Source organism: Micrococcus antarcticus, from assembly GCF_044872765.1.
Lineage (GTDB): Bacteria > Actinomycetota > Actinomycetes > Actinomycetales > Micrococcaceae > Micrococcus.
Genome location: NZ_CP085253.1, coordinates 62,161 through 77,324 on the forward strand (window position 1 = coordinate 62,161; position 15,164 = coordinate 77,324).

At 74.2% G+C, this 15,164-nt stretch carries 12 protein-coding genes and 1 tRNA gene; 11 read left to right on the forward strand and 2 right to left on the reverse strand.

Annotated elements, in window-relative coordinates:
• Positions 1 to 7: 7 nt before the first annotated feature.
• Positions 8 to 1,165, reverse strand: coding sequence for a hypothetical protein (locus LG274_RS00320; RefSeq protein ID WP_404464773.1), 1,158 nt, complete (start codon positions 1,163 to 1,165; stop codon positions 8 to 10).
• 73 nt (positions 1,166 to 1,238) lie between these two features.
• Positions 1,239 to 1,314 (reverse strand) — tRNA-Arg (locus tag LG274_RS00325).
• A gap of 133 nt (positions 1,315 to 1,447) precedes the next feature.
• Between LG274_RS00325 and argS the strand changes: the two genes are divergently transcribed.
• From argS to LG274_RS00380, 11 genes are all read left to right on the forward strand, one after another.
• Complete coding sequence (gene argS / locus LG274_RS00330; RefSeq protein ID WP_298984702.1) at positions 1,448 to 3,118, forward strand: arginine--tRNA ligase; 1,671 nt, start codon at positions 1,448 to 1,450, stop codon at positions 3,116 to 3,118.
• A gap of 8 nt (positions 3,119 to 3,126) precedes the next feature.
• Positions 3,127 to 4,614: a diaminopimelate decarboxylase gene (lysA, locus tag LG274_RS00335; protein WP_404464775.1), complete on the forward strand. Its 1,488-nt coding sequence runs from the start codon at positions 3,127 to 3,129 to the stop codon at positions 4,612 to 4,614.
• Positions 4,611 to 5,951 carry a homoserine dehydrogenase gene (locus LG274_RS00340; RefSeq protein WP_404464777.1) on the forward strand — a complete coding sequence of 447 codons (1,341 nt, stop codon included), beginning with the start codon at positions 4,611 to 4,613 and terminating at the stop codon, positions 5,949 to 5,951. Before lysA ends, LG274_RS00340 begins: the two co-directional genes overlap by 4 nt.
• 3 nt (positions 5,952 to 5,954) lie before the next feature.
• A complete protein-coding gene (gene thrC, locus LG274_RS00345) occupies positions 5,955 to 7,067 on the forward strand; it encodes a threonine synthase (RefSeq protein ID WP_319075353.1) in 1,113 nt (370 codons plus the stop codon).
• A 4-nt stretch (positions 7,068 to 7,071) separates the two neighbouring features.
• A complete protein-coding gene (gene thrB, locus LG274_RS00350; protein WP_404464779.1) occupies positions 7,072 to 8,025 on the forward strand; it encodes a homoserine kinase in 954 nt (317 codons plus the stop codon).
• A 318-nt stretch (positions 8,026 to 8,343) separates the two neighbouring features.
• On the forward strand, positions 8,344 to 10,488 hold the full coding sequence (gene rho / locus LG274_RS00355) for a transcription termination factor Rho (protein WP_404464781.1): 2,145 nt from the start codon (positions 8,344 to 8,346) through the stop codon (positions 10,486 to 10,488).
• Between the two features lie 131 nt (positions 10,489 to 10,619).
• Positions 10,620 to 11,711, forward strand: coding sequence for a peptide chain release factor 1 (gene prfA, locus LG274_RS00360; protein ID WP_298712992.1), 1,092 nt, complete (start codon positions 10,620 to 10,622; stop codon positions 11,709 to 11,711).
• Entirely contained in the window at positions 11,708 to 12,670 is a 963-nt protein-coding gene (locus tag LG274_RS00365; RefSeq protein ID WP_404464784.1) for a N5-glutamine methyltransferase family protein, read from the forward strand. Before prfA ends, LG274_RS00365 begins: the two co-directional genes overlap by 4 nt.
• The gene (locus tag LG274_RS00370) at positions 12,658 to 13,458 is read left to right on the forward strand and encodes an L-threonylcarbamoyladenylate synthase (RefSeq protein WP_248115167.1); all 801 of its coding nucleotides are present in this window, start codon (positions 12,658 to 12,660) and stop codon (positions 13,456 to 13,458) included. The genes LG274_RS00365 and LG274_RS00370 overlap by 13 nt, the downstream gene beginning before the upstream one ends.
• Before the next feature lie 9 nt (positions 13,459 to 13,467).
• Positions 13,468 to 14,598 carry an MraY family glycosyltransferase gene (locus tag LG274_RS00375; RefSeq protein ID WP_248115166.1) on the forward strand — a complete coding sequence of 377 codons (1,131 nt, stop codon included), beginning with the start codon at positions 13,468 to 13,470 and terminating at the stop codon, positions 14,596 to 14,598.
• Positions 14,595 to 15,026 carry a hypothetical protein gene (locus LG274_RS00380; protein ID WP_248115165.1) on the forward strand — a complete coding sequence of 144 codons (432 nt, stop codon included), beginning with the start codon at positions 14,595 to 14,597 and terminating at the stop codon, positions 15,024 to 15,026. The genes LG274_RS00375 and LG274_RS00380 overlap by 4 nt, the downstream gene beginning before the upstream one ends.
• Positions 15,027 to 15,164 lie beyond the last annotated feature (138 nt).

The following is a 15,164-nucleotide window of genomic DNA, read 5'->3' on the forward strand; positions in this document are numbered from 1 at the left end:
GCGAGGCTCAGGTGCGGGCGGCCCGCGCCGCCCGGCGGCGGACCGTGGTCCGCTCGATGATCCCGGTGATGACGAGCATCACCACGATCACGATGCCCGCGTAGCCGAGCACGGGGTAGACGGTGCCCACGAGCTGGGAGAAGCCGACGCTCGAGAGCAGGGTGGCCGCGATCGCCGTCGCGACGGCGATCGCCCAGCCCGGCACGGCCTGGAGGCTGCTGAGCATCTTCAGGCGCTCCACGCCGCCGTACAGGCAGGAGACCGCCGTCGTGAACTGGGCGAGCAGGAGGATGACCGTGTACAGGAGGGCGGCCCAGCCGCCGATCATGGCGGCGAGCTCCACCATGGGAAGCTCGGCGCGGCCGATGAGGTCCGCGTGGGCGCTCATCGCGACCATGATCGCGCCGGCCATGACCACGAGTCCGATCGCCCCGAGCCCGGCGCCGGCGACGAGGGTGCGGCCGGACGAGGAGCTCTCCTTGCCGATCGGCGCCAGCACGGCGTAGGCGAGCTGGACGTTGAACGCCACGTAGAGGATGCCGGAGACCCACCACTGGTTGATCAGCGGCGACGAGGTCACCAGCGCGGCGACGTCGGCCACGGGGGGAGCGGGGTGCGCGAGCCCCCACCACGCGACGCCGACGGCGACGACGATGATCAGGGGCACCACGATCCCCTGGACCTTCACGAGTCCGTTGATGCCGGCCAGCACGGTGACGACGCAGACGCCCGCCATGAGCAGGGACCCCACGAGGTGCGGCAGGCCGAAGGAGGTCTGCACCGCCGCGCCGGCCCCGGCCAGCATGATCACGAGCGTGCCGAGCAGGGACGCGGTGATGCACAGGTCCGCGAACCACGTGGGGATGCGCGACGTCGTGGGGTTCACGAGCCGGTGGATGTCCGTGGTGCGCAGCGTCTGCGCCAGGCGCAGCACGATGGCCGAGAGCAGGAAGAAGAGGGCGCCCGCGATGATGAGCGCCCCCGTGCCGCCCCAGAGCCCGAAGCTCACGAAGTACTGCAGGATCTCGTTGCCGGAGGCGTAGCCGGCGCCGATCGTGGTGCCGATGAACGTGGCGGCGATCCCGAGCGCCGAGGTGGGGCGCAGGGCGGACTCGGGCTCCGACGTCGGGGTCGGGACTGGGCTGGCGGATGTGACCTGGGGCATTGCTCCAGGTTCTCACGATGCCGGCGGGGCGGGGACGACGACGGGCGGCCACCGTGTGGTGGCCGCCCGTGGCTGGTGCCCCCGATAGGATTCGAACCTACGACCTTCTGCTCCGGAGGCAGACGCTCTATCCCCTGAGCTACGGAGGCGGGGGTGCGCACGCGCGGCTGAGTCGATCGCGCGGCGGACTCCCCAACACTACACCATGGGTCCGGCCGGCCCGGCGGGTCTCCCGCCTTCACCCGCGCGGACGGCGCCCGCCGCCAAACTAGACTTGCCCGGGTGAAGCCCGAAGACCTCTCCGCCCTGCTGTCCGCCGTCCTCAACGCCGCCGTCGACGCCGGTGACCTGCCGTCCGACCTGCGCGCCGAGATCACCCCCGAGCGGGTGAAGGTGGAGCGACCCCGCAGCCGCGAGCACGGCGACTGGGCCACCAACGCGGCGCTGCAGCTGGGCAAGAAGGCCGGGATGGCCCCGCGGGAGTTCGCCGCCCTGCTCTCCGAGCGCCTCGCCGCCGCCGAGGGCATCGCCTCCGTGGACGTCGCCGGCCCGGGCTTCCTGAACATCACCCTGGACGCCGCCGCCGCGGGCGAGCTGGCCCGCCAGATCGTCGAGGCCGGCGAGTCCTACGGCCGGAACACGGCGTTGACCGGCCACGTGGTGAACATGGAGTTCGTCTCCGCCAATCCCACGGGCCCCCTGCACATCGGCCACACCCGCTGGGCCGCGCTCGGCGACGCGATCGCCCGCCTGCTGCGCGCCTCGGGCGCGGAGGTCACCGCCGAGTACTACGTCAACGACGCCGGCAACCAGATGAACGTCTTCGCCGACTCGGTCCTCGCGCGCCTCCACGGCCGCGACGTGCCGGAGGGCGGCTACCCGGGCGGCTACGTCAAGGACCTCGCCGACGCGGTCCTCGCCGAGCACCCGGATGTGCGCGAGCTGACGGACGAGGCCGCTCGCCCCGTGGTCCGCGAGACCGCCTACCGGCTGCAGATGCAGGACATCAAGGACACCCTCACCGCGTTCGGCGTGCACTTCGACGTCTTCACCTCGGAGCGGACCCTCCACGAGTCCGGCGCCATCCAGTCCGCCGTCGCCCGTCTGCGCGAGCAGGGGCACATCGAGGACCGCGAGGGCGCCGTGTGGCTGAAGACCACCGACTTCGGCGACGACAAGGACCGCGTGCTCATCCGCGCGAACGGCGAGCCCACGTACTTCGCCGCCGACGCCGCCTACTACCTGGACAAGCGGGACCGCGGCTTCGAGGAGAAGGTCTACCTGCTCGGCGCCGACCACCACGGCTACGTGAACCGCCTCAAGGCGATCGCCTCCGCCGCCGGCGACGACGCCGCGAAGAACATCGAGATCCTCATCGGCCAGCTCATCTCGGTGAACGGAGCGAAGCTCTCCAAGCGCGCGGGCAACATCATCGAGCTCAAGGACCTCGTCGAGTGGCTCGGCAAGGACGCGCTGCGCTACGACCTGGCGCGCTACCCGGCCGACTCGCCCATCACGATCGACCCCGAGAAGCTGCGCTCGAACACCAACGACAACCCCGTGTACTACGTGCAGTACGCCCACGCCCGCACCCGCGGCGCGGCGCGCACGGCCGTGGCCCACGGCGTGGAGCGCACGGAGTTCGACGGCGCCCTGCTCACCCACGAGACCGAGTCCGAGCTCCTGGCCCAGCTGGCGGAGTTCCCCGCCGTCGTCGCGTCCGCGGCACGCCTGCGGGAGCCGCACCGCGTGGCCCGGCACCTCGAGGTGATCGCCGGCGCGTACCACGCGTGGTACGCCGCGTGCCGGATCGTGCCGCTGCCCACCGACGACGGCACGCCCCGTCCCGTCGAGACGCTGAACCGCACCCGCCTGTGGCTGAACGACGCCACCACCACGGTGCTGGCCAACGGCCTCGGCCTGCTCGGCGTGTCCGCGCCGGAGACGATGTGAGCGCGCGGATGGCGACGACGAACGACGGCGCCTCCGCCGCCTCCCCGTTGGCCCCCGCCTGGCTGCCTGTGCCCGGGGATCCGGACCGCCTCGAGCCCGTCCTGTGGGCCGCCGGCGTGGACCGCGACGCCTCCGGCGAGCTGACGGTGCAGGGGATCGCCGCCTCGGCGCTCGCCGAGCAGTTCGGCACCCCGCTGCTCGTGATCGACGAGGACGACTTCCGCGCTCGCGCCCGCGCCTTCCGCGACGGCTTCGACGCCGCGTTCCGCGAGCTCTGCGGGGGAGCGGACGTGTACTACGCCGGCAAGTCCTTCCTCACGGTCTCCACCGCCCGGTGGGCCGCCGAGGAGGGGCTGCGCGTGGACACCGCCTCGGGCGGCGAGCTGGCCATCGCCCTGCGCGCCGGCGTCGACCCCGCGCACATCGGCCTGCACGGCAACAACAAGTCCGACGCCGAGCTGCGCCGTGCCCTCGAGGTCGGCGTGGGCCGGATCATCGTGGACTCTGTGGACGAGCTGACGCACCTCGCCGCGCTCGCGGAGGCCGCGGGCCGCACCGCCCCGGTCATGCTGCGCCTGACGCCGGGCGTGCACGCCCACACGCACGACTTCATCGCCACCGCGCACGAGGACCAGAAGTTCGGCCTCTCGCTCGCCCCGTCCGTGCAGGACGCGGACGGCAACGCGGCCGGGCGCTCCCCGGCCGCCGTCGCCGTGGAGACCGCCCTGGCGGCGCCGGGCGTCGAGCTGCTGGGCGTGCACTGCCACATCGGCTCGCAGATCTTCGAGGCGGACGGCTTCGGCCTGGCCGCCGAGCGCGTGCTCGCGTTCCTGGCCGAGGTGAAGGAGCGCCACGGCGTGGAGCTGGGCGAGCTGGACCTCGGCGGCGGCCACGGCATCGCCTACACCGCGGTGGACTCCCCGCGCCCGGCCGCCGAGATCGCGCACGCCCTCGCGGCGGACGTGCAGAGGGCGGTGGAGCGCCTCGGCCTGGCGTGCCCGCGCATCTCGCTCGAGCCCGGCCGCGCGATCTCCGGGCCGGCGGGCCTGACGCTGTACACCGTGGGCGTGACCAAGACGGTGGACGCGGACGCCCCCGACGGCGGGACGGCCTCGCGCCGGTACGTCGCCGTCGACGGCGGCATGTCCGACAACCCGCGGCCCGTGCTCTACGACGCCGACTACACCGCAGTCTCGGCGCGCCGCACCTCGGAGGCCGAGCCGGTGCTCTCCCGCGTGGTGGGCAAGCACTGCGAGTCCGGCGACATCGTGGTGCGCGACGTCTACCTGCCGGCCGACCTGGGCCGCGGTGACCTGCTCGCCGTGCCCGCCACGGGCGCCTACACCCACGTGATGTCCTCGAACTACAACGCACTGCCGCGCCCGGCGGTCGTCGCCGTGCGCGAGGGCGCCGCCCGGGTGATCATCCGGCGCGAGACCGAGGACGACCTCTTCGCCCGCGAGGCGGATCCCCACAACGAGGAGACCCGAGCATGACGAACCCTGCACAGGACGCCCCTGCGGCATCCGGCCCCGCCGCCCTCAAGGTCGCCCTGCTGGGCGGCGGCACCGTGGGCTCCCAGGCGGCGCGCATCCTGACCGAGGACGCCGAGGCGCTCCGCGACCGCGTGGGCGCCCCGCTCGAGCTCACCGGCATCGCGGTGCGCTCCCGCGGGGCCGAGCGCGACTGGCGGGCCGACCCGGCGCTGTACACCACGGACGCCGAGGCGCTCGTGGACGGCGCGGACATCGTGATCGAGCTGATGGGCGGCATCGAGCCCGCCCGCACCCTCATCCGCCGCGCCCTGGCCGCCGGCACCTCCGTGATCACGGGCAACAAGGCGCTACTGGCCCAGCACGGCGAGGAGCTGTTCGCCCTGGCCTCCGAGACCGGCGCGCAGCTGAGCTTCGAGGCCGCCGTGGCCGGCGCCATCCCCATCCTCCGCCCCCTGCGCGACTCGCTCTCGGGCGACACCGTGACCCGCGTGATGGGCATCGCCAACGGCACCACGAACTTCATCCTGGACCGCATGGACACCGAGGGCGCGGACTTCGCGGACGCCCTCGCCGAGGCGCAGCGCCTGGGCTACGCGGAGGCGGACCCCACCGCCGACGTCGGCGGCCTCGACGCCGCCGCGAAGGCGGCGATCCTGGCCACGCTGTCCTTCGGCGCGCCCTACACGCTGGACGACGTCGCGGTGGAGGGCATCACCGCGATCACGGCGGAGGACAACGCGGCGGCCGCGGACGCCGGCTACGTCATCAAGCTGCTGGCGATCGCGGAGCGGGCCACCGCCGAGGACGGCACGTCCGGCGCCGTGCTGCGCGTGCATCCCACGCTCCTTCCCCGCGAGCACCCGCTCGCCTCCGTGCGGGGCGCGTACAACGCCGTGTTCGTGGAGGCGGAGAACGCCGGCCAGCTGATGTTCTACGGTCCCGGCGCGGGCGGGGCGCCCACCGCGTCCGCCGTGATGGGCGACGTCGTCTCGATCGCCCAGCGCATCGTGCGCGGGGGCCCGGCGCGGCTGCGCACCCCCGTCGCGCATCTCCCCGCCCTCGACGCCGCCGAGGCCAGCACCTCCTGCATGGTGGTGCTGCACGTGGCGGACGAGCCCGGCGTGCTGCGGCGGGTGGCCGCGGTGTTCGAGGAGCACGGCGTGTCCCTCGAGACCCTGCGCCAGGTGCAGTCCGACCGCGCCGCCGCCCCGGGCGCCTCGCTGCGGCTCATCACCCACCGAGCGCGCCAGCGCGACCTCGACGCCACGGTGGACGCGCTCGCCGCCCTGGACGCCGTCCATGAGGTCGTCTCCGTCCTGAAAGTCGAAGGGAACTGAACCATGGCCCACCAGTGGCGCGGAGTCATCCGCGAGTACGCCGACCGCCTGCCCGTCACCGAGGACACCCGCGTCATCACGCTGGGGGAGGGCGGCACCCCGCTCATCCGCGCGCCGCACCTCTCCGCGCTCGTGGAGGGCGAGGTGCACGTCAAGTTCGAGGGCATGAACCCCACCGGGTCGTTCAAGGACCGCGGCATGACCATGGCCATCACCGCCGCCGTGGAGAACGGTGCGAAGGCGGTGGTGTGCGCGTCCACCGGCAACACCTCCGCCTCGGCCGCGGCCTACGCGGCCCAGGCCGGCATCACGTGCGCGGTCCTCGTGCCCGAGGGCCGGATCTCGATGGGCAAGATGTCCCAGGCCGTCGCGCACGGCGCCGAGCTCCTCCAGGTGCAGGGCAACTTCGACGACTGCCTCGACGTGGCCCGCAAGCTGTCCGAGAACTACCCCGTGTTCCTCGTGAACTCGGTGAACCCGGCGCGCATCGAGGGCCAGAAGACCGGCGCCTTCGAGGTCGTGGACTTCCTGGGCGACGCTCCGGACTACCATCTGCTGCCCGTCGGCAACGCCGGCAACATCACGGCGTACTGGAAGGGCTACCAGGAGTACGCCCGCCCCTACGTGAACCCGCACCCGGGCACCTCGGACGAGGAGCTGCCGGCCGTGGCCACGAAGACCCCGGTGATGTGGGGCTTCCAGGCCGCCGGCGCGGCCCCGATCGTGCTCGGCCACCCCGTCACCGATCCGGACACGATCGCCACCGCCATCCGCATCGGCAACCCCGCCTCGTGGGACATGGCCACGGCGGCGCGTGACGCCTCCGGCGGCCTGATCGACTCGGTCACGGACGAGGAGATCCTCGCGGCGCACCGCTGGCTGTCCTCGAAGGAGGGCGTCTTCGTGGAGCCGGCCTCCGCCGCGGGCGTCGCGGGCCTGCTCAAGCACCACGCCGCCGGGGACGTCCCCGCGGGCAAGACCTGGGTCATCACCGTGACGGGCCACGGCCTGAAGGACCCGCAGTGGGCCCTCAAGACGGCGGAGGGCGACGACATCACGCCCCGCTCGGTGCCGTTCGACGTCGTGACCGTGGCCGACGCCCTCGGGCTCGCCTGAGCGCATGGCTGCGTTGCGTGAGCTCCCCGTCGGTGCCGAGTCCGTCGTCACGGTCCCGGCGACGTCGGCCAACATCGGTCCCGGCTTCGACTCCCTGGGCCTGGCCGTCGAGCTGAGGGACGAGGTCCGGCTGAGCGTCGTGGACGGCCCGGACCGGGCATCCGTGACGGGGGAGGGGGCGGGCACGCTCCCGACCGACGGGAGCCACCTGATCCTTCGCCTGGCCCACGAGCACCTCGGGCTCCGCGGCTTCCGGGCGCCGGGGCTGCGCCTGAGCGCCGTCAACCGGATCCCGCATGCGCGGGGGCTCGGGTCCTCGGCGGCGGCCGTGGTGGCGGCGTGCGTGGCGGCCGAGGCGCTGCTGCCGGAGGAGGAGCGGCTGCCCACCGCGGCGCTGCTGGACGCCACGGCCCGGCGAGAGGGACACCCGGACAACGTGGCGCCCGCCCTCGCGGGCGGCGCCTCCGTCTCATGGACGCGGGACGAGGGCGACGGCTTCGAGACGGCGCCCCTGACCCTGCACCCGGACCTCACTCCGGTCATCGCGATCCCGGACGTGCAGCTCTCCACGCGCGCCGCGCGCGCCGCGCTCCCCGCGACCGTGCCGCACGCGGTGGCGGCGGCGCAGGCGGGCCGTGCGGCGCTGCTCGTCCACGCGCTCGCCGCTGCGCCCGAACTGCTCCTGCCGGCGACGCGGGACTGGCTGCACCAGGACGCCCGCGCCGCGGCGATGCCGGACAGCGCGGCCCTCGTGGCCGGGCTGCGCGCCCGCGGCCACGCCGCGGTCGTCTCGGGGGCCGGTCCCACCGTGCTCGTCCTCGCCCACGGCGCTGGCGCCGGGGAGGAGGCGGCCGCCGCGGCCCGGGCGCTGACGGCGGAGACGGGCCGTGCGTGGCGCGTGCTGGTGCCGGGCGTGGCCACCGAGGGTGCTAGGGTGGAAGCACTCCACCGCGGCTGACCTGGCCGGCCCACGGCCTCGTCGCCGGTGCGGGATCCTCGTGAGGATCGCGCGCCAGCCCGCCGCCGGCTGAGTGGACGCGGCACCCCGCTTCCGTGGAATCCACGGAGCGCGTCGCCACCCCGCCTCCCGGCCCGGTCGAGTTCCGGCTCCTCCGCTCCGCCACGCAGTGACTGCGCGCGAGCCGGGGAGGGGCCACCCCAGGGAAGACCATCAGACCCGGTTCTCAGGGCACCACTGCGTGCCCGGCCGGACGCACACTGCAGCCTCACCGCGCACCGCGCCCCCGAAGCTGCTGTCGAGGGAGAAGGAACCTTCGTGACCGAATCCACGGAACAGTCCACGCCGACCACCGGCGGAGGCCTTGCCTCGCTGAAGCTCGCGCAGCTGCAGGCCCTGGCCTCGCAGCTCGGGATCACGGGAGGCTCGCGCATGCGCAAGTCGGACCTCGTGACCGCGATCTCCGACCATCAGCGCGGCGGCTCCGTCGCCGACCGCGATGCCGCGGCCCGCGCGGAGAAGCCGGTCGAGAAGCCCGCTGACACGCCGGCCGCCGTTCCCGCCGCCTCCGGCGACGCCGAGCAGGCCCCCGCCGAGCGTCCGGCCCGCCGCCGCTCCCGCCGCGCGGAGTCCTCGGGCTCCGTCGAGACGGCCCCCGTCGCCGAGCGCGCCGAGCAGGATGCCGTGGAGACCGCCCGTGGCGGCGACTCCCGCGGCGAGGACACCCGTGCCGACGACACCCGCCGCGATGACTCCCGCCAGGAGCGTCGGGGCCGTGGCCGCCGTCGCGCCGGGGACGAGGACGCCCGCGGCCGCTCCGAGGACGCCGACGCCGCCTCCGGCGAGGACCGCGCCGCCGAGCGCGGCGAGCAGGACTCCTCGGCCTCCGGCGAGGACGACCGCGGCGGGCGTGAGGGCACCCGCGAGGACTCCGGCCGCGGACGTGGCCGAGGCCGGGACCGTGGCGGGGACCGCGAGCGCAACGACCGCGATCGTGACCGTGGCGGGGACCGCGAGCGCAACGACCGCGATCGTGACCGTGGCGGGGACCGCGAGCGCAACGACCGCGATCGTGACCGTGGCGGGGACCGCGATCGTGACCGCAGCAACGACCGGGATCGCAACGACCGTGGCGACGACGGCGGCCGCGACCGCTCCGAGGGCGGCTCCGGCCGTTCCCGCCGCGAGGACCGCAATGACGAGGGCGGGCGCCGCAATCGTCGCAATCGCAACGAGCGCGGCCGTGCCCGCCGGGGCCGCAGCAACCCCGAGGTGGACGAGGTCGAGCTGACCGAGGACGACGTCCTGCAGCCCGTGGCCGGCATCCTCGACGTGCTGGACAACTACGCGTTCGTGCGCACCTCGGGCTACCTGCCCGGCAACAACGACGTCTACGTCTCGCTGGCCATGGTCAAGCGCTACGGCCTGCGCAAGGGCGACGCCGTCGTCGGTGCGATCCGCGCCCCCCGCGAGGGCGAGAAGCCCTCGCAGAGCGTGAGCGGCAACCGCCAGAAGTTCCATGCGCTGGCCAAGATCACCACGGTGAACGGCGTGCCCGCCGCGGAGAACCCGGACCGCGTGGAGTTCGCCAAGCTCGTGCCGCTCTACCCGCAGGAGCGCCTGCGCCTGGAGACGGACCACAAGCTCGTGGGCCCGCGCGTGATCGACCTGGTCAGCCCCATCGGCAAGGGTCAGCGCGGCCTCATCGTCTCCCCGCCCAAGGCGGGCAAGACCATGGTGCTGCAGTCGATCGCCAACGCGATCACCACGAACAACCCCGAGGTGCACCTCATGATGGTGCTCGTCGACGAGCGTCCCGAGGAGGTCACCGACATGCAGCGCTCGGTGGCCGGCGAGGTCATCGCCTCCACCTTCGACCGCCCGGCCGACGACCACACCACCGTGGCCGAGCTCGCCATCGAGCGCGCGAAGCGCCTCGTGGAGATGGGCCGCGACGTCGTCGTGCTCCTGGACTCCATGACCCGCCTGGGCCGCGCATACAACCTGGCGGCACCGGCCTCGGGCCGCATCCTCTCCGGCGGCGTGGACTCCTCCGCGCTGTACCCGCCGAAGAAGTTCTTCGGCGCCGCCCGCAACATCGAGAACGGCGGCTCGCTGACCATCCTGGCCACCGCTCTCGTCGAGACCGGCTCGCGCATGGACGAGGTGATCTTCGAGGAGTTCAAGGGCACCGGCAACATGGAGCTGCGCCTGTCCCGCCAGCTCGCCGAGCGCCGCATCTTCCCGGCCGTGGACGTCAACGCGTCCGGCACGCGCCGCGAGGAGGCCCTGCTCTCCGCCGAGGAGATCAAGATCATGTGGAAGCTGCGTCGCGTGCTCTCGGGCCTCGAGCAGCAGCAGGCCCTCGAGCTGCTGACCAACAAGATCAAGGACACCGCGTCCAACGCGGAGTTCCTCATGATGGTCTCCAAGAACACGCCCGGCGCCAAGGGCGACGACTGATCCCGGCGTGACCGCCTCGGCCCCGTCCCGCGACCTGACCGGCGCGGGGCGGGGCCGTCGTGGTGGGGCGCCGCGCCGGCCCCGAGGGACGACGGCGCCCCATCCTTCCGACGACGAGAGGCCTGACCGACGTGTTCGACTCCGTTCAGACGCTGCTGGACGAACACCGCGAGCTGACCCGCCGGCTCTCGGATCCCGCCGTGCACGCGGACGCGGCGCTCGCCCGACGCCTGGGCCGGCGCTTCGCCGAGCTCGGCGCGGTCGCCGCCGCGCACGAGGTGTGGACGGTCGCGGCGGCGGACCTCGCCGACGCGCGGGAGCTCGCGGGGGAGGGCGGCGACGACGCCGCGGCGTTCGCCGAGGAGCTCCCCGGCCTCGAGGCCGCCGAGGCGGAGGCCGCCGAGCGGCTGCGCCGACTGCTCATCCCGCGCGACCCGGACGACGCCCGCGACGTGATCCTGGAGATCAAGGGCGGCGAGGGCGGCGAGGAGGCGGCCCTCTTCGCCGGCGACCTGCTGCGCATGTACCTGCGCTACGCGGAGTCCCGCGGCTGGAAGGCCGAGGTCCTCTCCGCCACCCACTCGGACCTCGGCGGCTACAAGGACGTCCACGTGGCGATCCGCGGCAGTGCCACGGACCCGGCCGAGGGCGTCTACGCCCGGCTGAAGTTCGAGGGCGGCGTGCACCGGGTCCAGCGCGTGCCCGTCACCGAGTCGCAGGGGCGCATCCACACCTCCGCCGCCGGCGTCCTCGTGCTGCCCGAGGTGGACGCCCCGGATGAGGTCCAGATCGACCCGAACGACGTCAAGACGGACGTGTTCCGCTCCTCGGGCCCCGGCGGTCAGTCCGTGAACACCACGGACTCGGCGGTCCGGCTCACCCACGTGCCCACGGGCATCGTCGTCTCGATGCAGAACGAGAAGTCGCAGATCCAGAACCGCGAGGCGGCGCTGCGCGTGCTGCGCTCCCGGCTCCTCGAACGGCAGCGCGCGGAGCAGCAGGCCGAGGACTCCGCCGCGCGCGCCGCCCAGGTGCGCACGATGGACCGCTCAGAGCGGATCCGCACCTACAACTTCCCGGAGAACCGGATCGCCGACCACCGCACGGGGTACAAGGCGCACAACCTGGACGCCGTCCTCGACGGCCAGCTCGAGGCCGTCGTCGCCTCCTGCATCGCCCTCGACGAGGAGCGCCGTCTCGCCGCCCTGGGGGAGGGGGCGTGAGCACCGCGCCGCGCGACACGGGGGCGCTCCCCGAGTGGTCCGAGCTGCTGCGGGTCGCCGTCGCCCGTCTGGCCGAGGCCGGCGTCGAGGCCCCACGCGCCGACGCCGAGGCCCTCCTGGCCCCGGTGATGGAGGCCGACCGCGGCGTGGCCCTCGCCCGCGTCTTCGCCGGCGCGCGCCCGAGCGAGGACCAGGCCCGGCGCTTCGAGCTCGCCGTGGCCCGGCGCGTGCGGCGCGACCCGCTCCAGCACATCACCGGCGTGGCGCACTTCCACGGGGTGGACCTCGCGGTGGGTCCCGGCGTCTTCGTGCCGCGGCCGGAGACGGAGCTCCTCGCCGCCGAGGGCGTCCGCGCGCTCAGGGCCCTCGACCGCCCGGCCCGCGCGGTGGACCTGTGCACGGGCTCGGGCGCCCTCGCCGCCGCGCTCGCCGCGTGGGCCCGCGCGCACGGGCGGGACGTGGCGGTCACCGCCGTCGAGCTGGACGACGCCGCCCACGCGTGGGCGCGGCGCAACCTCGAGCCGTGGGGCGTGGACCTGCGCCACGAGGACGCGCTGCTGGCGGGGGAGGACCTGGCCGGCGTCGTGGACGTGGTCCTGTCCAACCCTCCCTACGTCCCGGAGGCGGAGCTCGCCGTGCAGCCCGAGGCGCTGGCGGACCCGCCCCGCGCGCTGTACGGGGGAGACGACCGTGGGCTGTGCCTCCCGCTGGGGATCGCCGGGCGCGCAGCCGTCCTGCTGCGCCCGGGCGGCGTCTTCGCGATGGAGCACCACGAGACCCAGGGGGCCACGCTGACGGCGGCCCTCCTCGACTCCGGGGCGTTCTCCGACGTGCGGGTCCACCAGGACCTGACCGGCCGTGACCGCTGGATCGGCGCCGTGCGCACGGACCGTCCCGCGGCGGGCGGGGCGAGCCGGGGCCCGTCCCGCGGGACAGTAGTGGAAGAATGGGCGCCGTGAGTGAGTTCTTCGACGTCTCCGACCCCGCCGCGCTGGAACAGGGCATCGCCCGGGCCCGCGAGGTCCTCGCCGACCGCGCGTGCGTGGTCCTGCCCACGGACACCGTGTACGGGATCGGCGCGGACGCCTTCTCCCCCCTGGCCGTGGCCGTGCTGCTCGCCGCCAAGGGCCGGGGGCGCACCATGCCGCCGCCCGTGCTCATCGCGGACGCCAAGGTGATGGCGGGGCTGGCCTACGACGTCCCCGCGGAGGCCGAGGAGCTCGCCGATCGCTTCTGGCCCGGCGCCCTCACCCTGATCCTGAAGTCCCAGCCCACCCTGACGTGGGACCTGGGGGAGACACGCGGCACCGTGGCACTGCGCGTGCCGGACGACGCCGTCACCCGCGAGCTGCTCTACGCCGTGGGGCCCATGGCGGTCTCGAGCGCCAACCGCACCGGCCTGCCCGCGGCCACCACGGCGGTGGCCGCGCAGGAGATGCTCGGGGAGTCCGTCGCGCTGTACCTGGACGCGGGGGACCGCGCCGAGCAGGCGCCGTCCACGATCGTGGACTGCACCGTGACCCCGTTCCGCGTGGCCCGGCAGGGCGCCGTCCCGCTCGAGGAGCTGCGCGAGATCGTGCCGGACCTGCTGGCGGAGGGCGAGGAGCCGCCCGTCCCGGAGGCCATGCTGACGCCGCAGGGCACCGGCGGCGCCGACGGCCCTGCGACGACCGCCGCAGAGGTCGAATCGGCCGAGCCCGCGCCGACCGCCGCCGAGCCCGGGGCGTCCGACACCCGCGAGGCCTGAGCCCCGCCCATGCGCGCCTACCTCCTCGTGGTGGTGGTCACCGCCGTCGCGTGCGCAGCACTGACGCCGCTCGTGCGCCGCGTGGGCACCGCGGCGCACGTGTACACGCCCGCCCGCCAGCGGGACATGCACCGTGCCCCCGTGCCCAAGCTGGGCGGCGTGGCGATGGCGGCCGCGGTGCTGATCGGCCTCGCGACGGCCGGCACCGTCCCCTTCTTCCACGGCATCTTCACCGACGATGCCGCCGTGCGCGGACTGCTCGTCGCGGTGGGGATCGTGATCCTCGTGGGCATGGCCGACGACCTGTGGGACCTGCGCTGGTGGATCAAGCTGCTCGGCCAGTGCGCCGCGGCCCTCGCCGTGGCGTTCGGAGGGATCCGGATCGAGGCCATGCCGGTGGGATGGATCCCCGTGGGCAGTCCGACGGTCCAGGTCGGGCTCACGGTGTTCGCCATCGTGCTCACCATGAACGCCATCAACTTCGTGGACGGGCTGGACGGGCTGGCCGCCGGGATGGCCCTCATCGGCGGGTCGGCGTTCTTCGTCTACTCCTACCTGCTCACGCGCACGATCGACCAGTTCGACTACTCGAACCTCGCCACGCTGCTGATGGCCCTGTTGATCGGCACGTGCATCGGCTTCCTGCCGTCCAACCACCATCCGGCCCGCATCTTCATGGGCGAGGTGGGCGTGCTGCTGCTCGGCCTGCTCATGGCCTCGGCCGCCGTCGCCGTGACCGCGGACCTCGACTCCCTGGCCGGGCTCCGCTTCCGCAACGTGCCGGCCTACATGCCCATCCTCCTGCCGCTCGCCGTGCTGGCCCTGCCGCTGGCCGACCTCGTGCTCGCCGTGCTGCGCCGCACGGCCCGCGGCACGAGCCCCTTCTCCGCGGACCGCGGCCACCTGCACCACAAGCTGGTGGACGGGGGGTACACGCACGCGCAGGCGGTCTGGCTGCTGTGGCTGTGGGCCTTCCTCGTGGCCTGGGGCGTGGTGTCCCTCAACTTCGTGGACGACGCGATCGTCCTCCCCGTGCTCGCCCTCGCGCTCGCCGCAGCCGGGTGGCTCACGCTGCGGCCCCTCGCGCGCCGTCGTCGTGACGCCCGCCCCGCGGCCCGCCCCGACCAGGAGGTCCGATGACCGCCCGCACCGCCCGACCACGCCGCCGCTGGGAGAACCGCGCGGGGTGGTGGGGGATCCTCTGGTGGAGCGTGGGCGGCGCCGGCGCCGCCCTCGCGCTGACCGCGCTCGCGTTCCTGACCCTCTCCGGGCCCGGCGGCGTGCCCTCTGTCCTCACCGGCGGGGGGATCGTGCTGGCGCTCTCCGCGGTCACCGGCGCGACGACGGCGCTCGCGTGGGACCACGCCCGCGAGGCCGTGCTCCCGGTGAGCATCGGGATGTTCGTGGTGAAGATCGCCGTGTTCGGCATCCTGGTCGGGATGGCGCCGCGGCCGGGGTGGCTCGAGGCGACGCCGGCCGCCGTCGCCGCCCTCGTGGTGATCGTGGCGTGGCAGGCCGCCGAGGTGCTCGTCTTCGCCCGCACGCGCCGCTCCATCTACGCGGACTGAGCCGCGGCGCCTCCGGCCGTCCGCCCCCCGCGGAGGGCGCGATCGTCGGTGCATGACGCCTGGCCAGCGGGCCGCGTGTGCGGTACGGAACAAGGGCCGCCGTTTGGTATCGTTGCCAGCGAACACTTCGACGGCATG

Coding starts and splice junctions, on each gene's coding strand:
- thrB (WP_404464779.1), top strand. CDS start 7,072: ATGGCTGCGTTGCGTGAGCTCCCCGTCGGTGCCGAGTCCGTCGTCACG.
- LG274_RS00370 (WP_248115167.1), top strand. CDS start 12,658: ATGGGCGCCGTGAGTGAGTTCTTCGACGTCTCCGACCCCGCCGCGCTG.
- LG274_RS00320 (WP_404464773.1), bottom strand. CDS start 1,165: ATGCCCCAGGTCACATCCGCCAGCCCAGTCCCGACCCCGACGTCGGAG.
- LG274_RS00340 (WP_404464777.1), top strand. CDS start 4,611: ATGACGAACCCTGCACAGGACGCCCCTGCGGCATCCGGCCCCGCCGCC.
- LG274_RS00380 (WP_248115165.1), top strand. CDS start 14,595: ATGACCGCCCGCACCGCCCGACCACGCCGCCGCTGGGAGAACCGCGCG.
- LG274_RS00375 (WP_248115166.1), top strand. CDS start 13,468: ATGCGCGCCTACCTCCTCGTGGTGGTGGTCACCGCCGTCGCGTGCGCA.
- thrC (WP_319075353.1), top strand. CDS start 5,955: ATGGCCCACCAGTGGCGCGGAGTCATCCGCGAGTACGCCGACCGCCTG.
- lysA (WP_404464775.1), top strand. CDS start 3,127: ATGGCGACGACGAACGACGGCGCCTCCGCCGCCTCCCCGTTGGCCCCC.